The organism is Roseateles agri, from assembly GCF_034043675.1.
Classification (GTDB): domain Bacteria; phylum Pseudomonadota; class Gammaproteobacteria; order Burkholderiales; family Burkholderiaceae_C; genus KK5.
On record NZ_JAXCLA010000004.1, the window covers coordinates 592,804 to 617,153 of the forward strand.

Consider the following 24,350-nt stretch of genomic DNA (forward strand, 5'->3'; position numbering starts at 1 on the left):
TTTTCCCTCGCTCATTCATTCACCGCTGCACTGCGTCGGGGAATCCACTCGGTGCCCGGCTCCATGAGCTGCAAGGTCTCGGGGCTCGGAGGCAGGCCGAACTCCGCCTCGAGCACCGCCCGGCACCGTTCGAACGCCCGTTGCGCGTCGGCGCGTTGCCCGAGGGTAAGGTAGCAGCGCATCACGCCCCGATGGATGGGCTCGGAGAGCATGTCCCGCACCAGGCTCATCTCGTAGAGGCGGATGGCGTCGGCCCAACGAAGGCGGGTCTCAAGGAACATGCCCGCGTCTCTCACCGCGCGGGAGAAGCGTAGCGAGACGGTCTCACAAGCCAGGACGCTCCAGGGCTCGAGCTGCGCGCTGCCGAAAAGCCTTCCCCGATACAGGGAGCCCAGCTGCGTGATCAATGCCGGCAGGGCCGTGGCGTCTCCGTGCGGCGCAGCGGCGCGGAGCAAGGCTTCGCATGTTCTCTCGAACCGGTCCACGTCGCACCAGATCAGGCGCGGGTTCAACGAGAGCCGCCCGTCCGAGATCTTCAGGCCGCCCTCGACGCCCAGCCACTTGCGCAACCGCGAGAGCGCGACTTCGAAGGAAGACTTGGGGTCGGCCGCATCCTCGTCCGACCACAGCAGATCGATGAGCCGGTCGATCTCGACACCGCGGTCTTCCCGCGTGGCACCGAGAGCGATCACCGCCTTCAGCAGCATCAGGGGCTTGCGCGGGCTCTTGCCCTCGGTGACGAGCTGCACGTCGTCGCGATACACGGCGAAGCCGCCCAGGGCCTCGATGCGGATGGGCCACGGCCACGACACGGGCGCCAGTTCCGGCGCCAGGAGCGCGCACTTGGCAATCAGGCTGCGCACGAAGTCGACTTCGATGTCGCGCTCCAGCGCGAACACGCACAATCGCGAACCGAATTCGGGAAAGCCCTCGAACAGGTCGTAGATGCGACGTTCCCGCAGGTGCCTGAACAGCTCCGCCAGGCGATCGACCGCGCCCTCGGCGCCTTCCTTCACCGCGAGATAGGCATCGATGCCCGTCACCATGGCGCGCACCTCGTCCGCATAGCCCTCGGGCAGCGATTCGAGTTCGGCCAGCATCGCGGCGCGCGCATCTTCGAACTCATCGTTCAGCAACAACGATTGCGCTTCGTTGACGACGTACACCGCCCGCATGATGGGCGGGAGGCGCAGCTCCGATGCCAGCTTCGCCGCACGCGTGCCGTGGTAGACCGCGGAATCCGCCTGACCCCGCAAGCGGGCCAGCCGCGACTTCGCAAACTCCAGCTGCAGCAGCTCGCGCAGCTGGGCAGCCTCGCTCACCGACTCTGCCCGCTCGATGGCCGATCGGGCCAGGGCGATGTTTCCGCGCGGGAGCGCCGTGTCCAGATCGGCCAGGGCGGCAAGGAAATCGATGTATCGCAAGCCATGCTGCCTGGCGAGCGCGCGCATGCGTTCGAGCGCCTGCTCGGCCAGCCGGGGGTCCTTGCCGTAGTGCGCGGACCTGCGCACCAGGTTGAGCCATTCGGCAACACGGTAGGGCGTGGCCTCGGCATCGTCGGATCGCCGCTGCAGCGAGACGTGGAGCCGCATCACGACCTCGCGCTCGCCGCAGGAGTCGAAGTGATAGATCAGGGTTCTCGCCGCGGCGAGCGTCAGGTTGACGTCGAGGCCGGAGTCCACCAGCTCGAGAAGGCGCGACGCGCAAGCATCGACATGAGGATCCCTGGGCCGGAACAGCAGGAAGCCGATGAGCTGCCCGTTCAGCAGCAGGAGTTCATCGGCGGCAGCGAAAGCTCGCTCCGGGTCTCGCGCCGTCATCAGCTCGTCGACGCAGGCTTCGATGCCCTCATAGCGGCCCGTCAGGTGTGCCGTGACGATGAACCCCGCCGTCGCGAGCAGGCGCAGGTCGGATGGGCCTGCGGGCTCCGCCCGCTCGCGGAGCCCGGCGAACCGGTCCCAGGCGCAACTGCTGCCGGCATGAGCGCTCGCGAGGGCAGAGGCCAGCTCGGAGTCCGTGACTGATCGATCCATCGTGAATACTGGGGAGAGCTGGGCAGGCATCAGCGTACCCAGGCGATGCCGCTCGCGGAATCGGTGGGATACCTAGCTCGACTCCCGCCGCACGAAGCTCGCCTGGTACTGCCCCGGCGTGACACCCAGCCGGCGCAGGAAGACCAGCCGCATCCGGTCGGCCGAGGCGAAGCCGCATTCCCAGGCGATGGTCTTCAGCGGCTGATCGCTGGTTTCCAGCAGGCGGCGTGTGACGTCCACGCGGGCGCGTTCGACGAACTCGTGCGGCGTCACCGAAGTCCGCTGAACGAAGACGCGGGCGAAGTGCCGGGCGCTCATGCCGGCGAGCTCGGCCAGCGCGTCGACCGATAGCGGCTCGCGCAGGTTCGCCAGCACGTGGGCCTGCACCTTGGTTGCACAGCGAAGTCGCAGCCCTGAAGCGGCAGGGCAAGTCAATCGACCAGATCACTACCGCCAGGCCCCGCAGCCTCCTTCGACGCAAATGGGGGAACTTCGTGTTCAGCGGTGATCAGTTGACAGATTGAGGGCGGGCAATATGCCGATCGCTAGAACCCAGCGGGTACTTCGCCAGGTATGCCTGCTTGTCGGATAGAGAAAGTCGTTGCCTGTTGAAGCGCGCCAATTCTTCGAGCGGTGCGTAGTCCATCAGAAAGTTGGCGCCATCGACCACGAAGGCAGGTCACGCAGATGAGCGAGCACGAACGTGTCGTGCTGCAACCTCGCCATGCGCTGGCCATTGCCGTTTTGATCAGGTCCCCAATCGGGCTGTTTTGTGCCGGGCGCGAAGGATGCGCGCCCCTGCAGCACCAGCAACCACCCGCCCGTGGCGTCGCGTTCCAGCACCATGGGTCGTTGGCGCTTGAAGAGTTGCGTCATACGACCTGAAGGCGAGCCAGCGTCGAACGAAAGCTCGGTATCGCGAAGAATGAGGCCCGAGAATCGATCGGTGTGAAATGGCCCGCCAATGCGTTCGTAGATGAATCGCAGCGAGGCCACGATCACGCTGCCGTCGTGCAGCGCGACATCCTCCGTCCAGGAGAGTTCAACGAAGCGCTCGCTCTGGCAACCATGCAGCCAAGGTGTCACGAGCCCCAGGGAAAGCAACGAGCGGCGGTTCAAAGGCGCTCCCGCGAGAGGGCGTAGCGATCCGCCAGGTCCGATTCAGGCCCGATGACAAGGCAGCCGGTGGTCGTGGTCCTGATAAACAGTGAGTTCTTCATGTCGCGTGTCCTTGAAGTCCCTCAATCGGAGCTTGGCTTGCTGCCACTCAGGCGTGCCCAGAATATGGCCTCGCGCTCGCGTATTGCCAGGTCAACGTCCTGTGGTCTGGCGAAATATGGGTCGCTCCGGATCGGCGGTGCAGGCCAACTGCACCAAGCCCCAGCCGGGACCGATGCAGGCTCGCGTGAATCGCGGCCGCCCGGAAGGCACCAGCGCACGTTCTCGCGCAGACGCAGCGACGCTCATGAACGGAATGCGCACGAAGCGATCGTGCTGCCATTGGTAGGCAACGTACATGTAGCGCGGATCCGAGTACATGCGGAACTCTTTGCCACCAGGAGCCCGACCGATCACGTACACCTTGCCGTCGGCCGCACCAATCATCGTGGGGTAGAGCCATTCGGACCACACCTGCTCTCCACCCATCTCAGGCAATGAAAAGCGCAGCCAGGTCCGGCGTGTGCCGTAGCCTTCGATCAGATCGCGGCGCTGATGCACTGCAATGCGCCGCCCGTCCGGCAGCAGCACCTCTTCGGTCCAAGCGGAAAAGCGATAGACGTACCAGCCATAGGCGAGCCCCGCCCACCCGAGCAGCAGGGCAATCAACCACCAGCGGCGCTTCATCCATCGAGTCATATCGAAGTCTCTGTACTGTTGAGCTGGTCAGCACCCCGTGGTCCAGTGATCGACGACACGCTTGTATTCGGGGAGTGCGTTCGATAGCTCATCGATGGCCTTCTTGCGCTCTATGGTGAGCACTTCGCGCCCGGTCATCACATCCTTGTCCGTGAGATCTACGACCAGCACATTGGCTGAGTGGCCCACCCAATGCTTGAGTAGCGCCTGCCGCGTCCAACGACCATCGCGATAGCGATACTCCGCGTAAGGCAAGGGTGGCCGGCCCAGTTCGTACCAGCTGTCGCAGTGGAAGAAGGTGGCGACGATGACCCACTCCCCGGTGCTCGCATCCAGCTCCAGCACGATCGGAACGAAACGGTCGTCCCAGACCGGCGGCAATGTGAGTGTGGGACCCTGCACCACACGCAGTGTCATGCCCTTGTTGACCGATCCGCCACCACCGCCCGCGACCCAGTTCTCGCTAAAGCGCGCCGTGCGATCCACGAGCACCCGCGTCCCATCCTGCAGGAGTACCTGCTCGCGCCACGCATAGGTTTTGTCACCGCAGGCGGCAAGCACGAGCGATAGAAATATTGCAACCAGTCCCCGAAACGCCGCCATGTGCTCATCCTGTAGTTCCGTACGGAACTGCTTGCTGCCATCTGAAGTCAGGCTACCGTCAGTGTTTGAACACTGCGCTCCCTCGGAAGAGGGAAATCGGGTCTGAACGCGCTCCAGACAAACCTTTTCGCCAAATATTGCCGGCTCGTTGCCGACAGCAGGAGTTCCCTCAGGTCGACTCCTTGCGCACGAAGCTCGCCTGGTACTGCCCCGGCGTCACACCCAGCCGGCGCAGGAAGACCAGCCGCATCCGGTCGGCTGAGGCGAAGCCGCATTCCCAGGCGATGGTCTTCAGCGGCTGCTCGCTGGTTTCCAGCAGGCGGCGCGCGACGTCCACGCGGGCGCGCTCGATGAACTCGTGCGGCGTCACCGAGGTCCGCTGGACGAAGACGCGTGCGAAGTGACGGGCGCTCATGCCGGCGAGTTGGGCCAGCGTGTCGACGGACAGCGGCTCGCGCAGGTTGGCCAGCACATGGGCTTGCACCTTGGCCATCGGGTCTTGCGGATCGTTGGGCGGCGCGACCAGGTAGGGGCTGAACTGCGACTGGCCGCCCTGCCGCTGCGCGACGACGACGAGGCGCTTTGCGACGATCAGCGCGAGGTCCGCGCCGTGGTCCTCGGCCACCAGAGCCAGCGCCAGGTCGATGCCAGCGGTGACGCCGGCCGAGGTGATCAAGGCACCGTCGCGGCAGAAGATGCGGTCGGGCTCGACCCGGGCCGCGCGGAAGCGGCCTGCGAGCTTGCTGGCGGACTGCCAGTGGGTCGTGGCGCGCTTGCCGTCGAGCAGGCCGGCGGCGCCGAGCGCGAAGGCGCCGGTGCAGATCGAGCCGTAGCGGGCGCTGCTGGCGGCGATGGCCCGCAGCCAGGCGAGCAGCGGTTCGTCCACGTCTGATCCGGGCAGCGCCGCGCCGCCGGCGACCAGGGCGATGTCCCAGGGGCCTGTGGCCTCGTCGAACGGCAGGTCCGCACCGATCAACATGCCGTTGGAGGCGCGCACCGCGCCGCCGTCCGCGCTCGCCAGCACGGCGTAGTAGCCCTCGCCCTCGGGCAGGTAGTCATTCGCTTCCGCGAAAACGTCCAGCGGACCGGAGACGTCCAGCGCCTGGACGCCGGGAAAGATGGCAAGGACAACTCGGCGCACGGTGCATCCACGGCAAGGGGTGACAGCCAACGACGGATGGCTGGCAGGGATCGACGGCGGAATGGCGGCCAGCGTGCCGGCCCCGCCGCGAGACTTTGAATCCTCAAGTCATTCTTCCACGCAGGAGCGCCCTCTCATGAGTCAGACCATCGCCGGCATCGCTATCCCCGACAGCACTATCACCCGCGCCGCCACCGATCTGGTGCGCGAGAGCGAGAGCGACCTGCTGTACCACCACTCCCGCCGCGTCTTCCTGTGGGGCGCGCTGACCGGCCAGCGCCGCAGCCTGAAGTTCGACGCCGAGCTACTCTACGTCGGCGCGATGTTCCACGACATGGGCCTGGTGCCGAAGTTCTCCAGCAAGACCGAACGCTTCGAGGTGGACGGCGCCAACGCGGCGCGCGATTTCCTCGACGCGTGGCACGTGCCCGAGGCCGACATCGAGCAGGTCTGGGACGCCATCGCCCTGCACACGACGCCGGGCATCCCGCAGCACAAGAAACCGGTGGTGGCGCTGCTGACCTCCGGCGTGGAGATGGACGTGCTGGGCCTGGCCTATGACCAGTTCCCGCGCGAGCAGCGCGAGCAGGTCGTGGCAGTGCATCCGCGCCAGGAGAACTTCAAGGAGGCGATCATCGACGCCTTCGCCGAGGGCACGCGCCACAAGCCCGAGACCACCTTCGGCAACGTGAAGGCCGACGTGCTGGCGCTGAAGGACCCGAGCTACCGGCGGCTGAACTTCTGCAGCATCATCCTCGGCTCCGCGTGGAACGACCATGCGCAGTCGGGTGGCTGTCCCGCTTGCGCCTGAACATCGGTTCAGGTCACCGGCGCCGGATTGAACAGCACCAGCGCGTTGTGCAGCTTCCAGTGCTCGGCCCAGGTCTTCTTGCGCCCGCTGGCCACGTCCAGCATCAGCCGGAACATCTCCCAGCCGACCTCGGCGATCGTCTGCTCGCCGGTCGCGATCGTGCCCGCGTTGACGTCCATCAGGTCGTGCCAGCGGCGGGCCAGGTCGTCGCGCGTGGCGACCTTGATGACCGGGCATTCGGCCAGGCCATAGGGCGTGCCGCGGCCGGTCGTGAACACGTGCAGGTTCATGCCGGCAGCGAGCTGCAGTGTGCCGCAGATGAAGTCACTGGCCGGCGTGGCGGCGTAGAGCAGACCCTTCTGCGCCGCGCGCTCGCCCGGCGGGACCACGCCGGCAATGGGTGATGAGCCGCTCTTGACGATCGAACCCATCGCCTTTTCAACAATGTTCGAAAGCCCGCCCTTCTTGTTACCCGGTGTCGTGTTGGCGCTGCGGTCGACGCTGCCGCGCTTCAGGTAGGCGTCGTACCAGGCCATCTCGCGGATCATCGCCTCGGCCACCTCGGGCGTGGTCGCACGCGAGGTGAGCTGGTCGATGCCGTCGCGCACCTCGGTGACCTCGGAGAACATCACGGTGGCGCCGGCGCGCACCAGCAGATCGGTGCAGAAACCGACCGCCGGGTTGGCCGTCACGCCGCTGAAAGCATCACTGCCGCCACACTGCACGCCAACCACCAGCGCACTTGCCGGCACCGTCTGGCGGCGACGCGCGTCCAGCCGCTGCAAGTGCGTCTCGGCCTGGCGCAGGATCGACTCGACCATGGACATGAAACCGACGTGCACCGCGTCCTGCAGACAGACCACGTCGAGCGGCTGCGGTTCCTGGCGTTCATCCTTCAGCGCGATGCTGCCCGGCGGCAGCAGCCGTTCGGGCTGCAGCTTCTCGCAGCCGAGGCTCACCACCATCACCTCGCCGCCGAAGTTCGGGTTCAGGCTGATGTTGCGCAGCGTGCGGATCGGGACGATCGCGTCCGGCGCATCGATGGCCACGCCGCAGCCGTAGCCGTGCTCCAGCGCGACGACGTCGTCCACGTTCGGGTACTTCGGCAGCAGTTCGGCCTTGATGCGCTGCACCGCGAACGCGGTGACGCTGGCCACGCACTGCACGGTCTGCGTGATCGCGAGGATGTTGCGCGTGCCGACCGAGCCATCGGCATTCACGTAGCCTTCGAAGGTGTAGCCCGCCAGTGGCGGCTGCGGCTCGGGCTTGATGGTGGCGATCGGCAGGCCGTCCAACCCGCGCGCCTCGGGCATGCGCAGCAGGCGTTCGTGAACCCAGCTGCCCGCGGGGATGGGCTTCAGCGCGTAGCCGATCGGCACGTTGTAGCGCCGCACCTCCCCGCCTTCTGGAATATCCACCAGCGCGACCTTGTGAGCCTGCGGCACCTTGTCGACCAGCGTGAGGCCGTTGTCGAACACGGTGCCGGCCGGCAGTCCACCGTCGTTGGCGACGATGGCGACGTTGTCACGCTCGTCCATCGTGATGAAGAGGGGCTTGTTCAACATGGAAATACTTCGATCCAGTTGGCGCCGCGGCCGACCGGGGCCTCGGCTGTGGGTTGGAGCGCGCCGGTCTCGGCGTCGATCGCGAACACGCGCAGGCGCTCGGAGCGTTGACCGACGCTGAGCAGCCAGCCACCGTCCGGCGTGATGGCGAAGCCCCGCGGCTGGGCTTCCGTGGGGGTGTGCCCGATCAGACCCAGCAGGCCGCTGGCCGGGTCGATGCGGAAGCCGGCCAGAAGGCTGGAACGCCGCTCGCTGGCGTACAGAAAACGCCCGTCCGGCGTGAGCTGCAGATCGGCCGCCCAGGGTTCGCCGCTGAAATCCGGCGTCAGCAGGCTGGCCGTCTGCAGCGTGGCGAGCGTGGCGGCGTCGAGCACGTCGATCATGCCGTCCAGTTCGCCCAGCAGGTAGACGAAGCGCCCGTCCGCGCCGAAGCGGAAGTGCCGCGGGCTCGCCCCGGTGTGCGGCGCCACCGTGTCACGCAGGCTCAGCCGGCCGCTTGCCGGATCGAAATCGAAGCGCATCAGCACGCCGCCGCCGAGGCTCGTCGCCAGCACCTGCCGATTCGATGCGTCGCACTGGATCGCGTGCGCGTTCGGCCCGGTCGGCACGATCTGCACCGTCGCGCCCACGATGCCGGCTTCATCGATCGCGTTCACCGCCACCAGATTGCCGCCGTAGGACGCGCTGAGCAGCCAGCGACCGCTGCGGTCGGTGGCAATGTAGGCCATGCTGTGCGGCAGCGGGCCGGCGCCGATCTGCGTCAGCGTGCCGTCCGCGCCGATCGCGAAGCTCAGCGCCTCGCGCGGCTCGGAGCGGCGCGCTACATACAGCCGTTCACCGCATCGCGCCATCGGCATCAACTCGCCGCCGGCCGCGACCGTCTGCAGCGGATGCAGTTGCCCGTCGTCCAGGCGCAGCACGGCGATATCGCCGCTTTCGGCGTTGGAGACGTAGACGGCGTACTTCTTCATGACCTGCAACTTACAGCACCACGTGCCCGGTGATCAGCGAGGGCAGCCAGGTGGAGAACGCCGGCACGTAGGTCACCAGCGTGATCGCCACGCAGATCGCCGCGTAGTACGGCCAGGCGGTGCGCGTGGCCTCGCCGATCGAGATCTTTCCGATTGCACAGCCGATGAACTGCACCGTGCCAACCGGCGGGTGCACCAGGCCCAGCGCGCAGTTCAGCAGCAGCATCATGCCGAACTGCACCGGGCCCACGCCCATCTGGATCGCCAGCGGCAGGAACAGCGGCGTGGTGATCAGGATGTGCGCCGCCATGTCCAGGAAGATGCCCAGGAAGATCTGGATGATGTTGATGTACAGCAGCATCAGCCACGGCGTGGTGGTGGCCTGCAGCAGCGCGGCCTCGATGGTGTCCGGGATCTCCAGGTAGGCCATCTGATAGCGCAGCATGTTGGACACGCCGATCAGCAGCAGGATCACGCCGGTGGTCTTGCTGGCCTTGGCCAGCGACTTCAGCAGGTTCTGCCGTGTCATCGTGCGGTAGACGAGCACGGTCAGCAGCAAGGAGTAGGTGACCGCGATCGCCGCCGCCTCGGTGGCCGTGGCGATGCCCTTCATCACGCAGACCAGGATGATGAGGATCACCGCCAGCCCCGGGATCGCGGCGATGAAGGTGCGCAGCACCTGGCCCCAGCCGGCGAACTGCGTGAACACCATCGAGGAGCCGTCCTCGCGCTTCGGGTAGCCGTGCTTGACCGCCTGCGTGTAGGCCGTCACCAGCATGCAGACCATGATCCAGAACACCGGAACCAGCCCGGCGAACATCAGGTCGCCGATGGACACGCCGCGGATCGTGTTGCCCGCGATCACGCCGGCCGCACCCTGCGCCGCGAAGGCGTAGATGATCATGTTGTGCGAGGTGGGCATCAGCGCGCCGGAGAGCGAGGCGTGCGTGGTCACGTTGACCGCGTAGTCGGCGCCGTAGCCCTCCTTCTTCATCACCGGGATCATCACGCCGCCCATCGCGGACGTGTCGGCCACCGGCGAGCCGGAGACACCGCCGAACAGCGTGGACGCGACGACGTTGGCGAGGCCCAGACCGCCGCGCCAGTGGCCGACGAGGCTGCGCGCGAAGGCGACGATCTTGTCGGCGATGCCGCCGTGCAGCATCAGTTCGCCCGAGAAGATGAAGAACGGGATCGCGAGGAACGAGAACACATTCATGCCCGAGACCATCATCTGGATGGCGGTCTCGAAAGGCAGGCCCTCGAAGGCGAAGGTCAGCAGGCACGAAAGGCCGATCGCGAAGGCGACGGGCATCCCGAGCAGCAGGAAGACCAGGAAGCCGAGGGAGAGGACGGTCAGTGCCATGAGGAATGCACCTCCTTGCCGGAGAACTGGGCGATCAGGTGCTCGACAGAGAACAGCGAGATCAGGACGCCGGCGATCAGCACCGGCAGGTAGCGGACGGACTCGGTGATGCCCAGCGTCGGGATCGTGTCGTGGTGCGTGGAGACGGCCATCTCGGCGCCACCGGCGATCAGCGCCAGCGCGAAGCCCAGCGTCAGCAGCAGCACCAGCACCTTGCACCAATGCTGCACCACCTTCGGCAGCACTTTCACCAGCGAGTCGAGCCCGATGTGGCCGGCGTCGCGCACGCCGGCCGCGGCGCCGAACATCGCCACCGAGACAACCAGCAGCAGCGCCACCTGCTCGACATAGGCCGGCGCGTCGTTGAACACATAACGAAGCACCACGCCATAGACCACCACAGCCAGCAGGCCGACCAGGCAGAGACAGGCGAGGTACATCACCCAGCGCGACAGGCGCGCGTTGATCATGGTGAACCAGTTCATGGACTGCCCGCGTCGGTTCACTTCGTGTTCACGATGTCCTGGACCAGCGCCTTCATTTCGGGCGTGGCGGCGAACTTATCCCACACCGGCTTCTCGACAGCCACGAAGCCCGCCCGGTCGATGTCCTTGGCCTCGGTGATCTTGGCGCCGCCTTTGACGACGCCCGCCTTCGCCTCCGTCTCGCGCGCTTCCCACAGCTTCACGTAGTACGGCACCGAGTCCTTGGCCGACTTGCGCAGCAGCGCCTGCTGCTCCTTGCTGAGCGTGTCCCAGATCTTCTTGGAGAAGACCAGCACCTCGGGCGTCATCACGTGCATCGTCTCGGAGAAGAACGGCGCGGCCTCGTAGTGCTTCGACTCCTCGTAGGACGGGATGTTGTTCTCGGCGGCGTCGACGAGGCCCGTCTTCAGCCCGGTGTAGACCTCGGCGAAGGGCATCGGCGTCGGCGAAGCGCCCATCGCGCTGGTCAGGCCCACCATCAGGTCCGAGGGCTGCACCCGGATCTTCACCCCCTTCATGTCGGCCACGGTCTTGATGGCCTTGCGCGCATAGACCGAGCGTGCGCCGCTCTCATACCAGCACAGGCCCACGAAGCCGGCCTTCTCGAAGGACGCCAGCAGCTTGTCGCCGATCGGGCCGTACATGACCTTGCGGAAATGCTCGATGTCGCGGAACAGGAAGGGCAGCGACGGGATCACCGATTCCGGCACGATGCCGTGGAACGAGGCGGACGACACGCGCACCATGTCCAGCGCGCCGATCTTCACCTGCTCCACGGTGTCCTTCTCGGAACCCAGCGCGCTGTCCCCGAAGATCTTGATCTTGTCCTTGCCACCGCTGGCCTTGGCGAGCTGCTCGCTCATGAACATCACCGCCTTGTTCGTCGGGAAATCCTTGTTGTGGACCTCGGCCGAGCGGAAGTCGCGGGCCTGGGCGGCGCCGCCGGCCAGCGCCAGGACGGCGGCGGCAATCAGTGTCATGGTGATCGATGTTGTCTTCTTCATGTCTGTCTCCTTGTTATCTTGGATTCAAGTAATCGTTCAGTGACTGGTGTTCAATACGGCCCCTGCGTGGTGAATACGCCACCCTGGTAGAGCAGGTTCGGGTCGTCGGCGGCCAGCGGCGGCTGCTCGGCCTCGACCTTCGCGCGGTAGAGCTCGGAGTTGTCCTTCGGAGCCCAGCCGAGCACGCCGGCGCCCGCGTTGTCCCACCAGGCCTCGCCGTTCTTCGAGGCGCCGTAGACGATGGTGTGGCCCACCTGCGGCGTGAACAGCGCCGCTTCCACCAACGATGTCAGGTCGTCGAAGCTGAGCCAGGTGTGCAGCATCCGGCGGTTCTTCGGTTCCTCGAACGACGAGCCGATGCGGATGCTCACCGTCTCGATGCCGTAGCGGTCGAAGTAGAGCTGCGCCATGTCCTCGCCGAAGCATTTGGACAGGCCGTAGAAGCCGTCCGGGCGATGCCGCACATCCGCCCCGATACGCTCGGCCTGCCGATAGAAGCCGATCGCGTGGTTGGAGCTTGCGAAGACGACACGGCGCACGCCGTTCAGCCGCGCCGCCTCGTACAGGTGGAACACGCCGCGCAGGTTGGCCTGCAGGATCTCCTCGAACGAACGCTCCACCGAGACGCCGCCGAGGTGGACGACCGCATCGCAGCCTTCCAGCAGTGCCTGCACGGCCGCCTTGTCGGCGAGGTCGCAGGGCCGCAGCTCCTCGTGCGCGCCGAGCGCGTCGCCCAGCGGCACCAGGTCCGACACGCGCAGCACCTTGGCCATGGGGACGAGGCGCTCGCGCAGCACGCGGCCCAGGCCGCCGGCGGCGCCGGTCAGCAGCAGCCGACCGCATGGACGCTGCGGGGGTGAAATTTCGTTGCTGGTACTCATGGGCAGAGGCTTCCCCGATGCGGCTTCGCCTGGAATGGGCTACGCTTTGTCATGTCAGTTATCAGTCGTCGTACAACTTGCGGCGAATTATCATCGGGACATGGACACCGTGGCTAAGGGAATTCCCGAAAACTCCGCCGAACTCGCCACCAGCGCCCGCCCCCGCCAGCGCGCCCGCAGCCTGGCACACGGTCTGGTGGAAGACCTCAGCGAGAAGATCCGCAACCAGCAGCTGAAGGCCGAGGACAAGCTCCCGACCGAGTCGGCGCTGATGCAGGCCTACGGCGTCAGCCGCACCGTCGTGCGCGAGGCCATCTCGAAGCTCCAGGCCGCGCGCCTGGTCGAGACGCGGCACGGCATCGGCACCTTCGTGCTGGGCATCGGCGAGACGCCCGGCTTCAAGATCACGCCCGACCAGGTCGGCACGCTGCAGGACGTGATCGCCGTGCTGGAACTGCGCATCGGCCTGGAGACGGAAGCCGCCGCGCTGGCGGCGCAGCGCCGCACCCCGGCGAACCTGGAAGCGATGCGGCTGGCGCTGGAGGCTGTGGCCGCCGCCGTCGAGGCCGGCCAGGACGCCGTGCCGCCCGACTTCCAGTTCCACCTCGAAATCGCCCGCGCCACGCAGAACAGCCACTTCACCGACCTGATGAACACGCTGGGCAACACGATCATCCCGCGTGCCCGGCTGGAGGCGCGTGACGGCACCGTGAGCGACGAGCGCCGCGCCTATCTGCGCCGTGTCAACGGCGAGCACGAGAGCATCCTCGACGCGATCGCTGCGCAGGACGCCGACGCCGCCCGTGCCGCGATGCGCACCCACCTCGCGAACAGCCGGGAACGCCGCCGGCGAGCCCAGGCCAGCCTCGGCTGAGCCCCCGGCTCCCCACCAACTCAAGCCCGACCTCAGCGTTAACCCCAGTTTTTCGCTTCGCCGCTAGTTGTACGATGACTGACAACGAAACGACGAGGTGTATCGATGTCCCCGAACGAGTTGAAGCAGGTCCTGCAGTCTGGCCTGCTGTCCTTCCCGCTGACCGATTTCAATGCCGATGACCTGAGCTTCGCGCCGCGGCCTTACGCCGAGCGGCTGGAATGGCTGCAGCCCTACGGCGCATCGGCACTGTTCGCGGCCGGTGGCACCGGCGAGTTCTTCTCGCTGGAGCCGCAGGAGTTCAGCCAGGTGATCCAGGTCGCGCTGGAAACCTGCCGCGGTCGCACGCCGATCATTGCCGGCGCCGGCGGCGGCACGACGCTCGCGATCAAGTACGCGCAGGAGGCCGAACGCCTCGGCGCGCAGGGCCTGCTGCTGCTGCCGCACTACCTGACCGAAGCGAGCCAGGCGGGCTTGGTAGCGCACGTCGAGGCCGTGTGCAGCAGCGTGAAGATCGGCGTCATCGTCTACAACCGCGGCGCCTGCAGGCTGACGCCTGCCAGCCTGCAGATCCTGGCCGAACGCTGCCCGAACCTGATCGGCTTCAAGGACGGCGTCGGCGACATCGAGAAGTTCGTCGCCATCCGCCAGACGCTTGGCGAGCGCTTCGCCTACCTCGGCGGTTTGCCGACGGCCGAGTTGTTCGCCGGCGCCTACAAGGCGATGGGCTGCCCGGTCTACTCGTCGGCCGTCTTCAACTTCATCCCGAAGACGGCGTTGGACTTCTACACGGCCCACGCCGCCGGCGACACCGCCACCTGCGACCGCCTGATCCGCGAGTTCTTCCTGCCTTACATCGCGCTGCGCAACAAGGGCGAAGGCTATGCCGTCTCGATCGTGAAGGCGGGGGCCACGCTGGCGGGCCATGGCGCTGGGCCGGTGCGCCCCCCGCTGTCGGACCTGCTGCCGGCCGAGGTCGAGGAACTGAAGGCACTCGTCGCCAAGCTCGGTCCGCAGTAAGCAAGCCGCGAGGAAGTCCCGCCATGAACACGCCTGTCATCACCGCCCTGCGCGTCATCCCGGTCGCCGGCAGCGACAGCATGCTGATGAACCTCAGCGGCGCACACGCGCCCTTCTTCACCCGCAACCTGCTGATCCTCACCGACAGCGCCGGCAACACCGGTGTCGGCGAGGTGCCGGGTGGCGAGAAGATCCGCAGGACCTTGGAAGAGGCTAGCGAGCTGGTCGTCGGCCAGCCGCTCGGCGCGCAGCAGCGCGTACTGCAGGCGGTGCAGCAGCAGTTCGCCGATCGCGACAGCGGCGGGCGCGGGCTTCAGACCTTCGACCTGCGCACCACCATCCACGCAGTCACTGCGATCGAATCCGCGCTGCTGGACCTGCTGGGCCAGCATCTCGGCGTGCCGGTGGCCGCGCTGCTCGGTGAGGGCCAGCAGCGGGACGCCGTCGAGATGCTGGGTTATCTGTTCTATGTCGGCGACAAGGGCAAGACCCACCTGCCCTACCGCAGCGAGCCGGATGCCGACAACGCCTGGTCCCGCCTGCGCCACGAGACCGCGCTGACGCCCGAGGCCGTCGTGCGCCTGGCCGAAGCCGCCCGCGAGCGCTACGGCTTCAACGACTTCAAGCTCAAGGGCGGCGTGCTGCGCGGCGACGAGGAAGTGGATGCCGTCACCGCGCTGCACGAGCGCTTCCCCGAGGCCCGCGTGACGCTGGACCCCAACGGCGGCTGGCTGCTGAAGGATGCGATCCGCCTCGGCCAGCGCATGCGCGGCATCGTCGCCTACGCCGAGGACCCGTGCGGCGCGGAGGAAGGCTTCTCCGGCCGCGAGGTGATGGCCGAGTTCCGCCGCGCCACCGGCCTGCCGACGGCCACCAACATGGTCGCCACCGACTGGCGCCAGCTCTCACACGCGCTCTCGCTGCAGAGTGTGGACATCCCGCTGGCCGACCCGCATTTCTGGACCATGGCCGGCTCGGTGCGCGTCGCGCAGACCTGCCGCGACTGGGGCCTGACCTGGGGCTCGCACTCCAACAATCATTTCGACGTATCGCTGGCGATGTTCACGCACGTCGGCGCCGCCGCGCCGGGCAAGGTCACCGCAATCGACACGCACTGGATCTGGCAGGACGGCCAGCGCCTGACGAAGGAGCCGCTGCAGATCGTCGGCGGTCACGTGCAGGTGCCGAAGAAACCGGGTCTGGGCGTCGAGCTGGACATGAATGCCGTCGAGGCCGCGCATCAGCTCTACCTGCAGCACGGCCTCGGCGCCCGCGACGATGCGGTCGCGATGCAGTTTCTGATTCCCGGCTGGAAGTTCGATCCCAAGCGGCCGGCCCTCGTCCGCTGAACGGTCAGGCCGAATCCAAGGAGAGCGTCCCATGCGAGTGAACCGACTCCGTCGAATCTGGGCGTCAGGCGGCGCGGCCGTCAACGGCTGGCTGGCCATCCCGAACGGCTTCTCGGCCGAGACCATGGCCCATGCCGGCTGGGACACGCTGACGATCGACCTGCAGCACGGCCTGGTGGACTACAGCACGATGATCCCGATGCTGCAGGCGATCTCGACGACAGCCACCGTGCCCGTCGTCCGCGTACCCTGGCTCGAACCCGGCATCCTGATGAAGACGCTGGACGCCGGCGCCTATGCGGTCATCTGCCCGATGGTCAACAGCCGCGAGGACGCCGAGAAGCTCGTCGCCTGGACGCACTACGCGCCGCGCGGCACGAGAAGCTTCGGCCCGATCCGCGCGCAGATCTACGGCGGCGCCGACTACCCCCAGCATGCGAACGACGAGATCGTCTGCTTCGCGATGATCGAGACGGCAAAGGCATTAGAGAACCTCGACGAGATCCTCTCCACTCCGGGACTCGACGCGATCTACATCGGTCCGTCGGACCTGTCGATCGCGCTCGGCTGCAAGCCCAGCTTCGACGACCTGGAGCCGAAGGCGGCCGACGCCGTCGAGCACATCCTCGAACGCGCGAAGGCACACGGTGTCGTCGCCGGCATCCACAACGGCAGCACCGAGGCGGCGCTCAAGCGCATCGCGATGGGCTTCCAGTTCGTGACGATCAATTCGGACGCGCGGCTGATGGCGGCCGGCGCGCAGGCGGTGATGGCGCGGATGCGCGCGGGCACGCCCACGGGCGACGGCAGCGTCTATTGAATCGACAAGCAAGGAGCTCTGAATGAAAGTCGGATTCATCGGTCTGGGCATCATGGGCGCGCCGATGGCGCTGAACCTCGTGAACGCCGGCCACGAGCTGTTCGTGAAGACGCGCAGCAGGCTGCCCGAGGGCATCGCCGCGTCGCCGGCCACCGCATGCGCCAGCGCCGCCGAAGTCACGCGTCATGCCGACGTCGTCATCACGATGGTGCCGGACACGCCGGACGTCGAGCAGGTGCTGTTCGGCGAGGGCGGCGTGGCCGAGGGCCTCGCCGGCGCGGCCACCGAAGGGGTCGCACGCAAGATCCTCATCGACATGAGCTCGATCTCGCCGATGTCCACCAAGGCCTTCGCACAGAAGATCAACGCACTGGGCGCCGACTACATCGACGCGCCGGTCTCCGGCGGCGAGGTCGGCGCCAAGGCCGGCACGCTGACGATCATGTGCGGCGGCGACGAGGCTGTGTTCCAGCGCGTGCTGCCGCTGCTGCAGGCGATGGGCAGGAACATCACGCGGGTCGGCGGCAACGGAGACGGGCAGACCACCAAGGTCGCGAACCAGATCATCGTGGCGCTGAACATCGCTGCCGTCGGCGAGGCGCTCGTCTTCGCCAGCAAGGCCGGTGCCGATCCGGCCAAGGTGCGCGAGGCGCTGATGGGTGGCTTCGCGGCCAGCCGCATCCTCGAAGTACACGGCGAGCGCATGGTCAAGCGCACTTTCGACCCCGGCTTTCGCATCGGCCTGCACCAGAAGGACCTGGGCCTCGCGCTGCAGGGCGCGCGCGAGCTGGGTGTGGCGCTGCCGCAGACAGCCGGCGCAGCGCAGCTGATGCAGGTCTGCACCGCGCACGACATGGCCGGCCTCGACCACTCGGCCCTCGTCCGTGCGCTCGAACTGATGGCCGGGCACGAACTGACCCCGCACCAGCTCGCACCGCGCTGAGCGCGAGCGCCCCCGGCGCCTGAGAAGACAAGGACATCCGCGGCGTCGAGCCGCGGGTGCGGGCTCGCGTTCGCCCGGAACGCGACACAAGCAGAGTTCCCGAAGAAGTACTCGCAACCACCCTGGAAAAAGGAGAGAGACGATGAAACTGAACCAGAAAACCCTCGCCGCCGGCGCCGCGCTGGCCTGTGCGAGCTTGGCCGCGCAGGCCCAGTCCAGCGTGACGCTGTACGGCGTGCTCGACCAGTACCTGCACTACATGCACAGCAGCTCCGGCACCAAGCTCAAGGCGCTGGAAGACGGTGCCTGGCTGCGCAGCCGCTTCGGCGTGCGCGGGCAGGAAGACCTGGGCGACGGCATGTTCGCCAAGTTCCAGATGGAAGGCGGTTTCAGCGCCGACAACGGCGCCTCCGCCGACACCACCCGCTTCTGGGACCGCCAAGCCTGGGTCGGACTCGGCACCAAGGATCTCGGCGAGATCCGCCTCGGCCGCCAGAACGGCCCGATCCAGACCCATGGCGCCTACGTCGACTACACCGCACGCGACCTGGGCTCGATCATCAACAACTTCGGCGTGCCTTCGCGCTACGACAACGATCTGGGCTACCTGTCGCCGCGCTGGAGTGGCTTCGCCTTCGAGACCCACGTCTCGCTGCCGGAGACGCCGACCGGCAACCATGCGCTCGTCTACCAGCTCTGGATGGACTGGACCAATGACGTCGTGCGCGCCGGCTACATGGGCATCCGCGGCCGGCCGCCTGCGAACGCCGCGATCGACAAGGACATGGTCTACGACAACGTGTACTTCAACTGGATGTACGGCCAGGGCACGGTGTACCTCGCCTACGTGCACAGCAACAACAACACGAAGACGGCGGTGAGCAACAACGCCGGCACGATCGTCGGCAACTCCGGCGGCTTCAACGCCGGCACCGATCCCAACCTGAACAACTTCTACGACATCTGGCAGTTGTCGGCGGACTATCGCGTCACGCCGCAGATGCGCGTCGGTACGCTATGGGGCCAGATCAAGGACAAGTCCGGCCGCAACCAGGGCGGCGACGGTGGCTCGATCGGCGTGTACTACGACATGAGCAAGCGCACGATGCTGTGGGCCATGGCCGACACGATGCGCAACGACGCCAACGGCGGCTGGCGCCCCAGCGGATCGGCCGGCCCGAAGACGACGTTCACGAACCCGAGCGACATCAACGGCCGGACGATCAACAGCCTGGAGGTGGGCATCGTTCATCGCTTCTGATCGCGGGGGCAGAGTCTGCCCCCGGCGGCCGGCCGGTTCAGGCGCCGGTCGCCGCCGCTTGCGGGCCCGCCCGCGAAAACGCCAACAGGCCCAGGAAGGTCAGCGCCCCGTTGACCAGCAGCAGCTCCAGCCCCACCTCGTAGCCACCCAGCCATTGCGCCGAGCGGCTCTCCAGCAGCCAGCACAGGGCCGGCGCGGCCAGCGCGACCAGCGGCGTCATGCCGTCGCGCACGGCGCGCTGCGTGAGGATGCCGAAGGCGAACATGCCCAGCAGCGGGCCGTAGGTGTAGGCGGCGAGCTTCAGGATCAGCCCGATCATGCTCGGGTTGCCGATGGCGTGGAACAGCAGCACCATCGCCAGGAACACCAGCGCGAAGCCGAGGTGCACGCGCTGGCGCACCTGCACCTTCTTCGCCTCGCTCCAGTCGCTGCGGCGCGTGAGGCCCAGCAGGTCGATGCAGAAGCTGGAGGTCAGCGCGGTGATCGCGCCGTCGGCGCTCGGGAACAGCGCCGAGATCAAGGCCAGCACGAAGACGATCTGCACCCAGCCCGGCAGGTGCTGCATCACGACGGCGACGAACAGGTGGTCGCCCTTCTCCGTCATGCCGGCCTGGGCCGCGAACAGGTACAGCAGCCCGCCGAGGAACAGGAACAGCGCGACGACGCCCACCATGATCAGCGCCAGCACGACGATGTTCTTCTGCGCACCGCCCAGCGTCTTCACCGAGATGTTCTTCTGCATCATCTCCTGGTCCAGCCCTGTCATCGCCACGGCGATCGCCGCGCCGGCGAGCAGCTGCTTGAACCAGAACGAGCGGCTGTCGGCATCGTGCACCCACACGTCCGACAGGCCCTTGGCCCGCATCGCGCCCAGCGCCTCGGGCATCGACAGGCCCAGCGCCTGCAGCAGGAAGGCCACGCAGATGACCAGGCCCAGCAGCATGCCGGCGGTCTGCAGGGTGTCGGTCCAGACGATGGTCTTGACGCCACCCTCGTAGGTGTAGAACAGGATCATCGCCAGGATCACGGCGGTGGTGAGCCAGAACGGGATGCCCATCGCGTCCAGCGCCGCGTCCTGCAGCACGCCGACGACCAGGTACAGCCGCGCCGTGGCGCCCAGGGTGCGCGAGACGATGAAGAAGCCCGCGCCGGTGCGGTAGGAGCGCGGCCCCAGCCGGCGGCCGAGGTAGTCGTAGATCGAGCTGAGCCGCAGCCGGTAGTACAGCGGCAGCAGCACGAAGGCGATCAGCAGGTAGCCGAAGAACTGGCCGATGACGATCTGCAGGTAGTTGAACGCCGTGAGCCCCACGGCGCCCGGCACGCTGATGAAGGTCACGCCCGAGAGCGAGGTGCCGATCATGCCGAAGGCCACCAGCATCCAGTGGCTGTCGCGGTTGCCGACGAAGAAGCTCTCGCTGTTCGCGCCCTTCGATTTCCAGTGCGCCATGCCCAGCAGCAGCAGGAAGTAGGCGGCGATGAAGACGAGCAGAAGAATCGGACTCATGGGCAATCGACGAAATGGAATGGGCGCCAACAGGCCTCCTGGCCGCGTTGGCGCCCCTGAACTCTGCGAAACATCCGCAGATCGCCCGAAATCAGAACTTCATGCGCAGGGCGAGGAAGTATTGACGGCCGTTCTGGTGGAAATAGCCGGTCGCATTTTCGGTGATGTAGTAGGTGTGGCGGATCGGATCGTTGAGGTTGTTACCGTCGAAATGGACGCTCAGGTTCGGCGTGATCTTGTATAGCCCAGCGACAGGGACAGCGCGCCGTAGCCGGCGTACTGGTTCAGGCCGTTGTACTGCGTGGCCACGCCGGAGCCATCACGCAGGATCGTGTTGGTGCCGTCGCCCAGCAGCGCGTAGCCGTAGGAGCTGCGGTAGTTCCAGGCCAGGCTGGCGCTGAACTTGTCGTCCTCGTAGTAGCCGCGCAGGTTGTAGGTGTTGCGCGAGGTACCCAGCAGTGCAACGCCGTCCTGGTCCTTCGAGTCCACGTAGGTGTAGTTGGCGCCGATGCCGAAGCCGCCGGCCACCGGCAGCTCCACCGCCGCCTCCAGGCCGTTGATCGTGGCCGTCACGCCCTTGCGCGAGGTCACCGTGTAGGTGGTCACCTTGCCCTGCGTGATGTTGAAGTAGTCCACCTGCGAGGTGCCGGCCTTCACGTAGTTCTGCACATGCTGCGTGAACAGCCCGCCGCTGACCATGGCGCGCGGCGCGAAGTACCAGGCCAGGGTCAGATCCGCGTTGTTGGACGTGATCGGCTTCAGGTTCGGGTTGCCGCTGGAACCGGTGCCGCGCAGGTCGTCCAGGATCACCGCGCCGGCCAGCTCGTTGTAGTTGGCACGGCCGAGGCTGCGCGTCAGCGCGGCACGGGCAACGAGATCGCGGCCCAGGTCCCAGCGCAGGTTCAGGCTGGGCAGCCAGTCGCGCTGCGTGGCGTTGACCGTCTGCGGCACGTAGGTGCCCAGGCGCGAGCCGACGATCGCATCCGGCACCGAGCAGGGCTGCAGCGCCGCGCAGACCGCCGCGGGCACGGCCTGGTAGGAGGTGGATTCCAGCTTGGTCTGCACGTAGCGCAGGCCGGCGTTGCCGCTGAAGGTCGGGCTCAGCTCGAACTCGGTCATCGCGTAGGCGGCCGTGTTCGTCTCCTTGATGTGGAAGCCGCTGGTCCAGTTGTGGTTCAGCGTGCGGTCCCAGTTGACGTTGGCATCGGCCCAGGCCTGCAGCTGCGAGGTGTCGTAGCGGAAGTAGTCGCGCGGGAAGTTGGCATTGCCGCCGCTGAACCAGTTGGACGGATAGCTGGTGGCCGGCACCGGCTGCGCCGAGACCGGGATCGCACCGCCCACCAGCACGCCGCCGCCGACGCTGGTGAACGGCGGGTTCGGGCCGCCCGGCTGGTCCTGGATGTTGTAGCGGCCTTCCCAGCGGTCGTACTGGCGCTCGTGCCGCGTGCCGCGCACGCCGAACTTCAACGCGGTGAAGATGTTGCCGCCGAGCTTCAGGTCGCCGTCCACGTGGGCATAGCTCTCCTTGTCGGTGGATGTCACGGCCGGCGCCAAAGCGCTCATCAGCTGGAAGTTGGAGACATTGCCCATGTTGATCGGCTTGCCCGCGGCGTCGAGCACCGCGTACGAGGCCGGCGAGCCGGGCGTCTGCGAATACGTCATCGAGGCCGGGTTCAGCAGGCCGAGCACCATGCTCGGCTCGGAATTGGTCAGGCCCTCGCCCTTGGTGCTGCCGATGCGGCCCTTGAAGCTCAAGGTCTCGGTGGCGTCCCACTTGCCGTCCAGGTCGAAGAACTGGCTGGTGGACTTGGCGCCCTGGCGCATGAAGTGGTCGAACTCGACGCCGATCACCTGCGACGTCGAGCCGGCCGGGCGCACCAGCGTGGCGCTGGTGATCACGTTGCCGTCCACAACCGGGTTGACGATCTGGTAGCCGCCCAGCCGCACCAGCTGCGAGGGCAGCGCGTAGGCCGAGCTGTTGTAGTTGTCGGCCTTCAGCTGGTCCTTGAAGCCGCTGAGGTTCAGCTCGACGCTCTGGCTGGGCTTGAACTGCAGATCCACGAAGCCGCCGGAGCGCTTGCGCACGCCCTCGAACATCGCGGCGTTGAAGCTGTTGCTCATGCGCTTGCCGGCCAGCTCCGGGTGGCCGGCGGCGGTGGCCTGGGCCTGCGTGAGCACGTCGTAGGCGAACACCTCCTGACCGTCGCGGCGCAGGTGGCGATCTTCCTTGAAGGCCTGCACCAGCACGCCGAAGGTCTTGCTGTCGTTCTTCCAGGCGAACAGGCCGCTGACCTGCGGGTCGGTCTTGTTGGCCAAGGTCGCATGCGCGGCGCCGACCGAGATCTCGCCGTTGATCGACTTGGCGAAGTCCAGCGGCCGGCGCGTGATGATGTCCACGCTGCCGGAGATGCCACCTTCGGGCACGTCGGCGCGGCCGGTCTTGTAGACGATGGTCTGGCCGATCAGCTGCGAAGGCATCAGGCCGAAGCCGACGCTGCGGCCCGAGCCGGCCTGGTCGCCCAGGTGCCAGTCGCCGGCGGACAGCGAGTGGCCGTTGATCGTCACGAAGTTCAGGTTCGGGCTGGTGCCGCGGATCGCGACGCGCTCAGCCTCGTCCATCGCCAGCGCGCCGCCGTACTGCACGTTGACACCCGGCAGGCGCGACAACGCATCGGCGATGTTCTTGTCGGGCATCTTGCCAACGTCCTCGGCGGTGACGGCCTCGATGTTCGTGTCGGCGTTGCGCTTGGTCGTCATCGATTTCTCGATCGACGCGCGGATACCCGTCACCGTCACGGTCTCGAGCTTCTGGTCCGGGTCATCGGCAGCGCGGGCTGCGGGCGCCATTTGCAGGAGCAGGCACAGGCTCGCCGCGGCGGTGGCGAGCTGGGTCGGTTTCGGGTGGTTCATGCGCGATCTCCGTTGCGGTTGTCGTCTTGTCTTGTTCCGTACCTTTTGTATACCTATCGTTCAGGCAAAGCAATGCGGGTTAGACAAGTAGCAACACTCGGAAATCATCGAGGCAAGCGCTTTACCGATGAAGACGAGCACTCCAGGGCTCCGCCTGGGGGAAACCCGGTTTGACATCGGGAAGGGTCTGGACCAAAGCCAGACCAGGGAGGTTCAACCTCGGTTCAACGGCTGACGTTGATCTCGAAGCGGTAGCGATCGGCGCGGTACAGCGACTTCGCGAACTCGATCACCTCGCCGGTGGTCGACGTGCTGGTGCGCTCGATCACCAGCGCCGGGAAGAACGGCGGCACGCCGAGCTGCTCGGCCTCCTCGCGGCTCAGCACGGTGGCCTCGATCTGCTGCCGCGCGCCGCGCAGTTGCAGACCCCAGCGCTGCTCCAGCAGCTCGTACAGCGAGCCCTGCTCCAGCACGGCCGGATCGAAGCCCGGCACCCGGTCGGCGGCGAGGTAGGAGGTTTCCAGCGCCATCGGCTCCTGGCTGGCCAGGCGCAGCCGGCGGATCTCGATGACCGCCGAGCCGGGCATCACCATCAGCCGGTGCGCCAGCTTGGCGCCGGCCTGCACGGTGGTGCAGGACAGCAACCGGCTCGAAGGCACGAGGCCGCGCTGGCGCATCTCCTCGGAGAAAGACATCAGCCGCGCCTCCTTGACGACCGGCTGCGCCGAGACGAAGGTGCCGGCCCCCTGGCGGCGGTGCAGCACGCCCTCGTCCTCCAGCTCGCGCAGGCAGTGGCGCAGGGTCTCGCGCGCGACTTCGAAGCGCTCGCTGAGTTCCCGCTCGGTCGGCAGCCGAGCACCGGCCGGGTGTTGGCCGATCAGGGCCAGCAGACCCTGGCGCAGCTTCTGGCGCTTGTCGGTTCGCGGCAGGATGGAAGAGTCCATGGCGCCGG

General features: G+C 67.0%; 21 protein-coding genes and 1 pseudogene. 7 read left to right on the forward strand and 15 right to left on the reverse strand.

Going from position 1 to position 24,350, the window contains the following annotated elements; genetic code table 11:
* Window positions 1-11 precede the first annotated feature (11 nt).
* The 6 genes and pseudogenes from SNE35_RS14690 to SNE35_RS14715 all read right to left on the reverse strand — a co-directional run bounded on the left by SNE35_RS14690 (window position 12) and on the right by SNE35_RS14715 (window position 5,634).
* Window positions 12-2,063, reverse strand: coding sequence for an AfsR/SARP family transcriptional regulator (locus SNE35_RS14690; protein ID WP_320423660.1), 2,052 nt, complete (start codon window positions 2,061-2,063; stop codon window positions 12-14).
* Between the two features lie 42 nt (window positions 2,064-2,105).
* A pseudogene (locus tag SNE35_RS14695) lies at window positions 2,106-2,423 on the reverse strand (helix-turn-helix domain-containing protein); the annotation flags it as partial.
* Between the two features lie 255 nt (window positions 2,424-2,678).
* Window positions 2,679-3,152 carry a hypothetical protein gene (locus SNE35_RS14700; RefSeq protein ID WP_320423661.1) on the reverse strand — a complete coding sequence of 158 codons (474 nt, stop codon included), beginning with the start codon at window positions 3,150-3,152 and terminating at the stop codon, window positions 2,679-2,681.
* Window positions 3,153-3,344: 192 nt separating this feature from the next.
* A complete protein-coding gene (locus SNE35_RS14705; RefSeq protein WP_320423662.1) occupies window positions 3,345-3,878 on the reverse strand; it encodes a hypothetical protein in 534 nt (177 codons plus the stop codon).
* A 39-nt stretch (window positions 3,879-3,917) separates the two neighbouring features.
* Window positions 3,918-4,493 carry a hypothetical protein gene (locus SNE35_RS14710; RefSeq protein ID WP_320423663.1) on the reverse strand — a complete coding sequence of 192 codons (576 nt, stop codon included), beginning with the start codon at window positions 4,491-4,493 and terminating at the stop codon, window positions 3,918-3,920.
* A 169-nt stretch (window positions 4,494-4,662) separates the two neighbouring features.
* Window positions 4,663-5,634 carry a GlxA family transcriptional regulator gene (locus SNE35_RS14715; RefSeq protein ID WP_320423664.1) on the reverse strand — a complete coding sequence of 324 codons (972 nt, stop codon included), beginning with the start codon at window positions 5,632-5,634 and terminating at the stop codon, window positions 4,663-4,665.
* 136 nt (window positions 5,635-5,770) lie between these two features.
* On the opposite strand from SNE35_RS14715, the gene SNE35_RS14720 reads away from it, so the two are divergent.
* Window positions 5,771-6,445 carry an HD domain-containing protein gene (locus tag SNE35_RS14720; protein WP_320423665.1) on the forward strand — a complete coding sequence of 225 codons (675 nt, stop codon included), beginning with the start codon at window positions 5,771-5,773 and terminating at the stop codon, window positions 6,443-6,445.
* A gap of 8 nt (window positions 6,446-6,453) precedes the next feature.
* Here SNE35_RS14720 and garD read toward each other — a convergent pair whose 3' ends face one another.
* From garD to SNE35_RS14750, 6 genes are read right to left on the reverse strand one after another with little or no spacing between them, the layout of a single operon-like run.
* Window positions 6,454-8,010, reverse strand: coding sequence for a galactarate dehydratase (gene garD / locus SNE35_RS14725; protein WP_320423666.1), 1,557 nt, complete (start codon window positions 8,008-8,010; stop codon window positions 6,454-6,456).
* Window positions 8,004-8,981: a lactonase family protein gene (locus SNE35_RS14730; protein WP_320423667.1), complete on the reverse strand. Its 978-nt coding sequence runs from the start codon at window positions 8,979-8,981 to the stop codon at window positions 8,004-8,006. The genes garD and SNE35_RS14730 overlap by 7 nt, the downstream gene beginning before the upstream one ends.
* A gap of 10 nt (window positions 8,982-8,991) precedes the next feature.
* Entirely contained in the window at window positions 8,992-10,347 is a 1,356-nt protein-coding gene (locus tag SNE35_RS14735) for a TRAP transporter large permease (protein ID WP_320423668.1), read from the reverse strand.
* Window positions 10,338-10,832, reverse strand: a complete 495-nt coding sequence (locus SNE35_RS14740; RefSeq protein WP_320423669.1) for a TRAP transporter small permease — start codon at window positions 10,830-10,832, stop codon at window positions 10,338-10,340. Before SNE35_RS14740 ends, SNE35_RS14735 begins: the two co-directional genes overlap by 10 nt.
* 17 nt (window positions 10,833-10,849) lie before the next feature.
* Window positions 10,850-11,836, reverse strand: coding sequence for a TRAP transporter substrate-binding protein (locus SNE35_RS14745; protein ID WP_320423670.1), 987 nt, complete (start codon window positions 11,834-11,836; stop codon window positions 10,850-10,852).
* 50 nt (window positions 11,837-11,886) lie between these two features.
* Entirely contained in the window at window positions 11,887-12,717 is an 831-nt protein-coding gene (locus SNE35_RS14750) for an NAD-dependent epimerase/dehydratase family protein (RefSeq protein WP_320423671.1), read from the reverse strand.
* 100 nt (window positions 12,718-12,817) lie between these two features.
* Between SNE35_RS14750 and SNE35_RS14755 the strand changes: the two genes are divergently transcribed.
* From SNE35_RS14755 to SNE35_RS14780, 6 genes are all read left to right on the forward strand, one after another.
* Window positions 12,818-13,591: a FadR/GntR family transcriptional regulator gene (locus tag SNE35_RS14755; protein ID WP_320423672.1), complete on the forward strand. Its 774-nt coding sequence runs from the start codon at window positions 12,818-12,820 to the stop codon at window positions 13,589-13,591.
* Between the two features lie 105 nt (window positions 13,592-13,696).
* Window positions 13,697-14,611: a 5-dehydro-4-deoxyglucarate dehydratase gene (kdgD, locus tag SNE35_RS14760; RefSeq protein WP_320423673.1), complete on the forward strand. Its 915-nt coding sequence runs from the start codon at window positions 13,697-13,699 to the stop codon at window positions 14,609-14,611.
* A 23-nt stretch (window positions 14,612-14,634) separates the two neighbouring features.
* Window positions 14,635-15,960 (forward strand): glucarate dehydratase, encoded by a 1,326-nt coding sequence (gene gudD, locus SNE35_RS14765; RefSeq protein ID WP_320423674.1) that lies wholly within the window; start codon window positions 14,635-14,637, stop codon window positions 15,958-15,960.
* A 31-nt stretch (window positions 15,961-15,991) separates the two neighbouring features.
* Window positions 15,992-16,780 (forward strand): HpcH/HpaI aldolase family protein, encoded by a 789-nt coding sequence (locus SNE35_RS14770; RefSeq protein ID WP_320423675.1) that lies wholly within the window; start codon window positions 15,992-15,994, stop codon window positions 16,778-16,780.
* Window positions 16,781-16,802: 22 nt separating this feature from the next.
* A complete protein-coding gene (locus SNE35_RS14775) occupies window positions 16,803-17,723 on the forward strand; it encodes a 2-hydroxy-3-oxopropionate reductase (RefSeq protein ID WP_320423676.1) in 921 nt (306 codons plus the stop codon).
* A gap of 142 nt (window positions 17,724-17,865) precedes the next feature.
* A complete protein-coding gene (locus tag SNE35_RS14780) occupies window positions 17,866-18,984 on the forward strand; it encodes a porin (protein ID WP_320423677.1) in 1,119 nt (372 codons plus the stop codon).
* A 37-nt stretch (window positions 18,985-19,021) separates the two neighbouring features.
* Here SNE35_RS14780 and SNE35_RS14785 read toward each other — a convergent pair whose 3' ends face one another.
* From SNE35_RS14785 to SNE35_RS14795, 3 genes are all read right to left on the reverse strand, one after another.
* Window positions 19,022-20,488, reverse strand: a complete 1,467-nt coding sequence (locus SNE35_RS14785; protein ID WP_320423678.1) for a sodium:solute symporter — start codon at window positions 20,486-20,488, stop codon at window positions 19,022-19,024.
* Between the two features lie 219 nt (window positions 20,489-20,707).
* The gene (locus SNE35_RS14790; protein ID WP_320423679.1) at window positions 20,708-23,398 is read right to left on the reverse strand and encodes a TonB-dependent receptor; all 2,691 of its coding nucleotides are present in this window, start codon (window positions 23,396-23,398) and stop codon (window positions 20,708-20,710) included.
* Window positions 23,399-23,622: 224 nt separating this feature from the next.
* Entirely contained in the window at window positions 23,623-24,342 is a 720-nt protein-coding gene (locus SNE35_RS14795) for a GntR family transcriptional regulator (RefSeq protein WP_320423680.1), read from the reverse strand.
* Between the last annotated feature and the right edge of the window lie 8 nt (window positions 24,343-24,350).

What these genes read in the sequence shown, in the direction of transcription:
- SNE35_RS14690 (WP_320423660.1), bottom strand. Translation starts at nt 2,063, where the DNA reads ATGCCTGCCCAGCTCTCCCCAGTATTCACGATGGATCGATCAGTCACG.
- SNE35_RS14705 (WP_320423662.1), bottom strand. Translation starts at nt 3,878, where the DNA reads ATGAAGCGCCGCTGGTGGTTGATTGCCCTGCTGCTCGGGTGGGCGGGG.
- SNE35_RS14710 (WP_320423663.1), bottom strand. Translation starts at nt 4,493, where the DNA reads ATGGCGGCGTTTCGGGGACTGGTTGCAATATTTCTATCGCTCGTGCTT.
- SNE35_RS14720 (WP_320423665.1), top strand. Translation starts at nt 5,771, where the DNA reads ATGAGTCAGACCATCGCCGGCATCGCTATCCCCGACAGCACTATCACC.
- garD (WP_320423666.1), bottom strand. Translation starts at nt 8,010, where the DNA reads ATGTTGAACAAGCCCCTCTTCATCACGATGGACGAGCGTGACAACGTC.
- SNE35_RS14730 (WP_320423667.1), bottom strand. Translation starts at nt 8,981, where the DNA reads ATGAAGAAGTACGCCGTCTACGTCTCCAACGCCGAAAGCGGCGATATC.
- SNE35_RS14735 (WP_320423668.1), bottom strand. Translation starts at nt 10,347, where the DNA reads ATGGCACTGACCGTCCTCTCCCTCGGCTTCCTGGTCTTCCTGCTGCTC.
- SNE35_RS14740 (WP_320423669.1), bottom strand. Translation starts at nt 10,832, where the DNA reads ATGAACTGGTTCACCATGATCAACGCGCGCCTGTCGCGCTGGGTGATG.
- SNE35_RS14745 (WP_320423670.1), bottom strand. Translation starts at nt 11,836, where the DNA reads ATGAAGAAGACAACATCGATCACCATGACACTGATTGCCGCCGCCGTC.
- SNE35_RS14750 (WP_320423671.1), bottom strand. Translation starts at nt 12,717, where the DNA reads ATGAGTACCAGCAACGAAATTTCACCCCCGCAGCGTCCATGCGGTCGG.
- SNE35_RS14755 (WP_320423672.1), top strand. Translation starts at nt 12,818, where the DNA reads ATGGACACCGTGGCTAAGGGAATTCCCGAAAACTCCGCCGAACTCGCC.
- kdgD (WP_320423673.1), top strand. Translation starts at nt 13,697, where the DNA reads ATGTCCCCGAACGAGTTGAAGCAGGTCCTGCAGTCTGGCCTGCTGTCC.
- gudD (WP_320423674.1), top strand. Translation starts at nt 14,635, where the DNA reads ATGAACACGCCTGTCATCACCGCCCTGCGCGTCATCCCGGTCGCCGGC.
- SNE35_RS14770 (WP_320423675.1), top strand. Translation starts at nt 15,992, where the DNA reads ATGCGAGTGAACCGACTCCGTCGAATCTGGGCGTCAGGCGGCGCGGCC.
- SNE35_RS14775 (WP_320423676.1), top strand. Translation starts at nt 16,803, where the DNA reads ATGAAAGTCGGATTCATCGGTCTGGGCATCATGGGCGCGCCGATGGCG.
- SNE35_RS14780 (WP_320423677.1), top strand. Translation starts at nt 17,866, where the DNA reads ATGAAACTGAACCAGAAAACCCTCGCCGCCGGCGCCGCGCTGGCCTGT.
- SNE35_RS14785 (WP_320423678.1), bottom strand. Translation starts at nt 20,488, where the DNA reads ATGAGTCCGATTCTTCTGCTCGTCTTCATCGCCGCCTACTTCCTGCTG.
- SNE35_RS14790 (WP_320423679.1), bottom strand. Translation starts at nt 23,398, where the DNA reads ATGAACCACCCGAAACCGACCCAGCTCGCCACCGCCGCGGCGAGCCTG.
- SNE35_RS14795 (WP_320423680.1), bottom strand. Translation starts at nt 24,342, where the DNA reads ATGGACTCTTCCATCCTGCCGCGAACCGACAAGCGCCAGAAGCTGCGC.